Raw genomic sequence first — 6,941 nt, 5'->3', positions numbered from 1 at the left:
CCTCTTTTTCTACGAGAGTACACGATATAGCACCTTCTGTTTCAGATGCATAGAGTTGATGGAGACGATAGGCGGCCACAAGCCCAGTGATTCCTCCCCCTATAATGACCACATGAGGGTTATTCATGATTGTAGATTCCACCTTTTATGGATTACTTCGCATGGAACTGTGTAGGTACATAAGAACAGGCTGGATCCTCCGCTAAAGGATTTCCTGAATCACTAAATGCACGAGATCGAGACCCACCACAAGCATCCACATAATCACACACACCACATTTTCCACTGAAAGTTCCACTGCGAATAGCCTGTAACGTTGGATGGTTACGATAGATCGCAGATAAACTTTCTTCACGTATATTCCCAAGTGGAAGTGGTAGAAAACCTGCTGGATAGACGGTTCCATCATAGGATACAAAGATAATGCCTTTTCCATCTCGTGTTCCACTTGTTTGAGCTTTAGATACCGTTGTTGAAGCGCCTAATAACATGGTTAATTCGTTAGATAACTTCTGATAGAGGGGACTCAAATGAAAGATCTCAGCGATCTGTTCTGGAAGAGTCATCGTCCTTTCGGGGTCATGTAGTTTTCGTTCAGCTACTACCCTGCGAAAAAAAGGTGCCTCTACGGTGCGCACGGTCATACCATAAGTAGACACATCAAACAAAAAGTGAGAGACATCTTCACATTCCATAGGTGAAATTTCTTGTGAATCGATTCCCCGCCCTACGTGGATGAGGAAAAACACTTCCCAAATGTGCACTCCGTTGGTTTTTAATAAGTGGGCGATTCTAGGTAACTCATGAACATTATCGCGCATCACAGCAGTATTGATCTGAACTTCAAATCCAGCATCAACCAGTCTCCTCATCGCATCGATCGTATCAGAAAAATGCCCTTCAATTCCACGCACGCCTTCATGAGTCTGAGCCGTAGCTCCGTCTAAACTAAGCGAAATGACCTTCACACCAAGATTTTTCATTTGTACAATGGCTTCATCTGTTAATCGTGGGGTAACGCTCGGTGCTACTCCAACCGGAATGTCTAACGAACGAGCTTTAGCAATGAGAGAGAAGACATCCTCCCTCATAAGAGCATCACCACCTGTGACAATAAGAACGGGATAAGGCTTACCGAATGAGGTTAAACTTTCAATAAGACGGAATCCTTCTTCTGTAGATAGTTCTCCTGGCATAGGTTGTGCTATGGCTTGCGCACGGCAATGTTTGCACGCCAGTAAACACGCTCGTGTCGATTCCCAAAAAACTAGCATGGGTCGTTCATTAAAATTGAAGGCTCCCATATCGATCCCACCTAAGACATTAGAATGTTGTTGATACAATCATCATGTACCTTTACATTACTGTAACATGGAGAGTTTCTGATCTCATGACCCATTTGGACCAGTTTGGTACCTGTAACACACATATGGATAGATGATCATTATGGTCAGAACACGAGACAGGCAGCATGTTACCAAAAGGTAAAACAGACCAAAATCATGTCTGAATATGATACAATACATGAATATACTGTGAAGGGGGTCAAATCTTTTGGCTATTGGATTACATCCACCGATTCAGGCAGGTCCAGCATGGCAATATTCATTTTTAAATTTATCTATTCCGGATATCCTTGTTGTGGCTACCATGTTGATTATTTTTATCGTAGCGATTGCGTTACCGTTTCCGGGAGACAAATCATGAGTAAGAATTGGACGCGCTCTACGCGCGAATGGATCAATCGGACGATTCCGATGGAACACTTACTGCCAGATACGATGCCAAAATATGTGCACTCTTATGTGTACTTATTTGGGATATTGACGCTTGCAGCCTTTGTGTGGTTAATTATTACAGGATGTGTACTTGTGATCTTCGGGCCGGACTGGTGGCATGTATCTCCCGTGGGACATTTTTTTAATAGTATGCATTTTTGGTCCGTTCAGGCGTTTTTCTTTTTCATGGTCCTGCATTTGTGGGCGCAGTATCTGATGTCAGCTTGGCGTGGAGGACGTCATTTTACGTGGATTGGTGGTTGGCTCCTCTTTTTGGTGTCGATTCTAGGAGCCTTTACAGGATATCTTTCGCAAAATAATTTCGATTCACAGTGGATTGCTGTTCAAGGGAAAGATGCCATTAACTCGACCGGGCTCGGAGGTTTTGCAAACCTTCTTAACTTTGGACAGATGTATGGATTACATATCTTTCTTATCCCATTAGCCATCTTTGTGCTCATTGCAGTGCACCTATTTCTTGTGCGCAAACATGGGGTGGTTGAACCATTGCCATTACGCGAGGAGGAAGCAGACTGATGGCAAATAAGCACGACCTTAAAACACCAGCAATCTATCCGAATGATCAATATGAACAAGCCCCTTATGATTTATTAAAAGAAGGTACCATAGCCATGGTTATCGTGGGCGCACTTGTGCTCGTGTTTGCAGGAATTTTCTCAACACCAGATGTTCCTGCATTAAGCGCAAAACAAGTCGTTACACAAGAGCCCATGTTGCTTGTTCAGACAGAGCTAAATGATCTAGGAAATCAAAGCCTAATCGCGACGTATGGTCCACCCTATAATCATGGAACAGAGTCCATCCAATCGTTAGGGTCCTTTTCCCCACAAGCGTGGGCGGGGATTCAGATTCCGATCACACCTGCCTATACGGATGTCATTCGCCCTTTAGAGCGAATGAGCCACGTAAACCCGCAGATCACGTATACTCTGGCTACTTGGAATACGGCAACGTCTGCACAACAGCAGCAATGGGTGAAATCCGTAGAAAACCACTTATCTACTGCAACGATCATACATGGACAATTTGCAATTCCAGGTCAAAGCGCATTGTATGGTCCTGTTCCTGCCATGGTAAATGAATATCTAAATATTGCACAAAGTGGATTGCTTGAAGCAGCGATTGACGGTTCCAAAGGGCCAACGCCTATTCTGAATCGGACGAAGTCACTTTTGCTTTTTCAGGGAAACGTAGATAGTGTCTACGCGAGTAAACTGAATATGCTTGGTGGCGAATGGGGAATCATGAAGGAAACCGGGAATTATCCTGGAGCAGTATGGCTGTGGTATTACACTTTGTTATATCAAATTCCTCCGTATAGTACTTCTTCTTCTGGTGATTTAATGGTTGTTGTGACGATCCTCTTGGTGACAGGTCTTCTCATGTTTACTCCCTTTATTCCAGGACTAAGATCAATTCCGCGGTGGCTTGGAGTCTATCGCTTGATCTGGAGAGATTATTATCGTGAGGAGAAAGTGAAACGAAGGGAGAGGAAGGCACGTGGCTAATGTGCCTTCAACGCATGCACGACATGAGCGTCCTTGGTTCCTTCCCCCCATTTGGCTTGTCTTGATCATCACGATCGTAGGTACATATGGTACAGGAGTGGTGTATCATTCACTAACTACCGACGATTGGAATGGATCTATAGGGGGTATTCTTGCCTTACTTTTTGCTGTTTTACTTCTTGGCACACCTTTAGGCATGGCTCGTTATCTTCAATGGATAGCCAAGCAAAACAATAAAAAACGCCGTACTCACCCATGATTACGAGATTGTTCGGCGTGTAAAATATTTTAAAATTTCGCAGACAGTTGTTCAAAGCCAAGGGTACAATGAAATTGCATCATGGCTTTGAACAACTGTGGCTTAGTAGAATCTTCATTTTTCGAGTATAAAGCTCTACTCGTTCTTTATATTCTTGAGGATCCACAATGAATCCCCCCACGCATCGCTGTGCACTTGAGAGGGGAGTTTCTTGCCGTCACCAGCGAAGCTTCCTAACTCATGGATCCCTGCGTCATCGTATTTCTACCATTACGGCTTATGTGGCTTTTCTTTTCAGGCGTCACTTCGGATCGCCCCTACCCTATTTTCTTAAGACTCATGGAACGACATCATGCAATAGAACAACTTACAACAGCATGCAAAACAGTTACCATCGCCTTTTTGATTTTTGTGATGTTTCTACTACTTGGTCATACAATTTTACATGTATTTGGAATTTCAGTAGCTGCTTTTTGCGTAGCAAGAGGAATCTTGATTTATGGTATTGCTCATCGCCTACTGCATCCCACTCCAACCACTGTTCCTATCCTTCAAGTTGTAGCAGGAGAAGCAAGTATAGAAAAGGAACCTCTTTCAACTCCATGAGGACCCCCTTATTAGCTGGGTGGACAATGGCTACAGCATGGCACGATCGACCGGGTCTGATTTCATGACAAATTCAATTGCAGTATGTATTGGATGTACTCTTGTACTTGCAATGACTTTTATCGTTTTTTACTATGCGAATAACATTAGTTGACGTATTAGTTACACGGAAATTCATGTGATTTTCCCTTTGATGGGACTACTACTAGCTGTGATTGCCGTACAAATGATGGCTGAAGGCATATTAGGACGATTCCCAGGACGAATCCATATGCTAGTACAAGTATGAAATGTCAAGATAACCTATATAAACATATAAGTTGCATTCCCACGTCGACCTTCATTTCTGCTGATTTCAGATCTAAAGATGCGTAGACTTTGCATGATCTAAGGATGCGTGGGTTCTGAGTGTAACGAGTATGACACTATAAAGGACTCCGCTCATTAAAAATGCAAACAAAACCCCCATATTACTTCCTTTAAAAATTCCCTTAGATAACAGTCCATTAAAGAGTGGTGAATTAGTAAAAAGCAGACCCACGGTTATGCCAAAAAACCAACACATCAAAGCCCATCCATTGAAACTTTGATACCATTGAATCTTTCCTTTATCCCCATGCTCAAAGTCGTATGATGGGTATTCAAATTTCTTACGAAGAATCCACTGATCCACAAGAAATACCGCTTCCCATGAGGCAAGACCAACACCACCAAGGCTCATAAAAGACTCAAACGAACCCAGGAAATCTTGATGAATAAATAATACGTACATTGTTATCGAGATCATAACGATGGCATCAATAATGATCGTTTTGTGTCGTGCTGTACGTACACCCATCGTCAAAAGATTCAATCCAGAAGAATAAAGTCCCAAATTCGCCTGTGCAAGCATTCCTCCTACTGCCGCGATAAGATAAGGAATCATCATCCATTTGGGCAAGAAATTCTCTATGGCTGCTATCGGATTTTCAGCGGTCGTAAAACCAGGGCTACGATATGTCAGAACTACCCCCACCATCATCAAAATAAAGACAGGAATGAAACTACCTGAGGTTACCATCTGGACAATGGTACTCTTCTTAACCGTGCGTGGTAGATATCGACTATAGTCAGCAGCAACATTACCCCAACTGATTCCGGTTCCAGCAATGATAATCGAAACAGCAGGAAGAAAACCACTGATCCAATGTCCGCTCGGAGCTATCCATAATTCATTCCAATCAACACCTTTAAATAACAATACAATTACACCAAAAGTAAGTAAGCCAAATACCCAACTGAATATTTTCTGGATTAGGACAAGCGTTGCTTGTCCTAAAAACCCAAATGCAATCACTAACCCACTAAAGATAACCAAACTCACAACAGAAATGAAAATCGAGGTCTTACCACCTACAACTGCTTGAAGTAATGCCTCTAGCGATAAGGTTCCAATAATAACAGAAACAGATTCCCAGCCGAGGAGGTTTATCCAACTCACGATGGTAGGTAGAACATTTCCACGATCGCCAAATACGGCTCGTGATAAGGTTAGCATGGGCGCACTTCCATCCCGTCCAGCGATGCTCAATATCCCAACGATAACAAAAGACAGAGAACCAATTCCAGCAGCCAATAATGATTGTAAAAAACTTAACTGATAGCTTACGATAATACCCCCGTACAAAACATTCAAAATGCCGATATTAGCCGCAAACCAAATCCAGAACAAATCCATAGGACATCCTGTCTTCTCAGTATCTGGAACCCCATTGATCCCGTTTCGTTCTATGTGCCATGGCTGATTGGCACTTGTTCTTTTTATCATTCTACGTTTCCTCCTATCCAAATTGTAGCCTCTCGTCATTGGATTTTTATTGATACTTTAAGGGATTTTAATCTTAAGATTTTTGTTATTACCTCCACCGCTCGTGTAGTGACCTTGTCTGGATAAGGTCGAGAATTAAAAATTGTAATTCGAAATCCGATGAAAAATATCATAAAGATCCGAAAAATACTTGATATTTCACTACCCCAATCATCGCGATGGAGAGTCTAACCCACTCTATCCTTTATCGCCTCACTATTTCGGAGGCATCCTCATCCTGGTTGGCAGGGACTGGACTTTCATCGATAAGTTCTGGTTGATCGACCTTTCTGGAACCGCGTCCTGACTGAGTAGCAGGTATGCCGCTCGAGACATCCATATCACCGACCCAGGTAACCGTTTACGCTCCTATCTCCTCATGTTGCAGGTAGGGTGTACCTCCACCATCAAGCGGATCAACGAATTACGCCGCTTTTGTCTCTTCAAGAACCTTCCAATGACGAGAGGCTATAAGTGAAAGTACACACCATCTATTAAGTCACCTCTCTAAAAAATGCAAAGCTCCATTCAAAAAAGGGGATATCCGCCCACACAAAAACCTCAACTCAAAAAGAGTTGAGGTTTTTGCCAATTCTCAATGATCGTTGATTCTTCAGGCAGGTCTCCTGGCTACGATTCATCGCTTACTACAGCCTTCCCAGATGATCCAGTGGCTTTGTAGTTGCTCCTCGACTACAGTGGCGGGCTCCGCGTTCTTTTTTATTGAACTTCCCTATTCTCCCTAGTAGGGCACCTGAAAAATACCATATACTTTGATAAAGATATAACATACATCTGCTGTTAGGCTATAGGGGTGGACACAACGAATCGAGAGTGTGAAAATAAGTAAATCGATTCGAGGTGTTCATGGTGACAAAGACAAATAGATACAGCACGGAATTTAAATTGAATACGGTGAAAAT

General features: G+C 42.8%; 9 protein-coding genes and 1 riboswitch. Of the genes, 6 read left to right on the top strand and 3 right to left on the bottom strand.

Annotated elements, in window-relative coordinates; translation table 11 throughout:
* Window positions 1-127, bottom strand: a 127-nt coding sequence (locus MM817_RS15915) for an FAD-dependent oxidoreductase (protein ID WP_241716957.1), incomplete at its 3' end; no start/stop codon positions are given.
* Between the two features lie 25 nt (window positions 128-152).
* Window positions 153-1,304, bottom strand: a complete 1,152-nt coding sequence (locus tag MM817_RS15910; RefSeq protein ID WP_241716955.1) for a TIGR04053 family radical SAM/SPASM domain-containing protein — start codon at window positions 1,302-1,304, stop codon at window positions 153-155.
* Window positions 1,305-1,554: 250 nt separating this feature from the next.
* Here MM817_RS15910 and MM817_RS15905 point away from each other — a divergent pair, with 250 nt between their 5' ends.
* The 6 genes from MM817_RS15905 to MM817_RS17615 all read left to right on the top strand — a co-directional run bounded on the left by MM817_RS15905 (window position 1,555) and on the right by MM817_RS17615 (window position 4,461).
* Window positions 1,555-1,707: a hypothetical protein gene (locus tag MM817_RS15905; protein WP_241716952.1), complete on the top strand. Its 153-nt coding sequence runs from the start codon at window positions 1,555-1,557 to the stop codon at window positions 1,705-1,707.
* Window positions 1,704-2,315 (top strand): cytochrome b N-terminal domain-containing protein, encoded by a 612-nt coding sequence (locus MM817_RS15900; protein ID WP_241716950.1) that lies wholly within the window; start codon window positions 1,704-1,706, stop codon window positions 2,313-2,315. Before MM817_RS15905 ends, MM817_RS15900 begins: the two co-directional genes overlap by 4 nt.
* Window positions 2,315-3,307 carry a hypothetical protein gene (locus tag MM817_RS15895; protein ID WP_241716948.1) on the top strand — a complete coding sequence of 331 codons (993 nt, stop codon included), beginning with the start codon at window positions 2,315-2,317 and terminating at the stop codon, window positions 3,305-3,307. The genes MM817_RS15900 and MM817_RS15895 overlap by 1 nt, the downstream gene beginning before the upstream one ends.
* Window positions 3,300-3,566, top strand: coding sequence for a hypothetical protein (locus MM817_RS15890; protein ID WP_241716946.1), 267 nt, complete (start codon window positions 3,300-3,302; stop codon window positions 3,564-3,566). The genes MM817_RS15895 and MM817_RS15890 overlap by 8 nt, the downstream gene beginning before the upstream one ends.
* A 240-nt stretch (window positions 3,567-3,806) precedes the next feature.
* Window positions 3,807-4,172: a MarC family protein gene (locus MM817_RS15885; RefSeq protein ID WP_241716944.1), complete on the top strand. Its 366-nt coding sequence runs from the start codon at window positions 3,807-3,809 to the stop codon at window positions 4,170-4,172.
* Window positions 4,173-4,329: 157 nt separating this feature from the next.
* On the top strand, window positions 4,330-4,461 hold the full coding sequence (locus tag MM817_RS17615; RefSeq protein ID WP_419723429.1) for a MarC family protein: 132 nt from the start codon (window positions 4,330-4,332) through the stop codon (window positions 4,459-4,461).
* Between the two features lie 72 nt (window positions 4,462-4,533).
* Here MM817_RS17615 and MM817_RS15880 read toward each other — a convergent pair whose 3' ends face one another.
* Window positions 4,534-5,979 carry a purine-cytosine permease family protein gene (locus MM817_RS15880; RefSeq protein WP_241716942.1) on the bottom strand — a complete coding sequence of 482 codons (1,446 nt, stop codon included), beginning with the start codon at window positions 5,977-5,979 and terminating at the stop codon, window positions 4,534-4,536.
* Window positions 5,980-6,617: 638 nt separating this feature from the next.
* Window positions 6,618-6,791, bottom strand: a riboswitch (cobalamin riboswitch).
* Window positions 6,792-6,941: the final 150 nt, after the last annotated feature.

It is taken from the genome of Sulfoacidibacillus ferrooxidans (assembly GCF_022606465.1).
In the GTDB taxonomy this organism is placed as follows: Bacteria; Bacillota; Bacilli; order Alicyclobacillales; family SLC66; genus Sulfoacidibacillus; species Sulfoacidibacillus ferrooxidans.
This window is presented reverse-complemented; position numbering and strand designations above follow the sequence as displayed.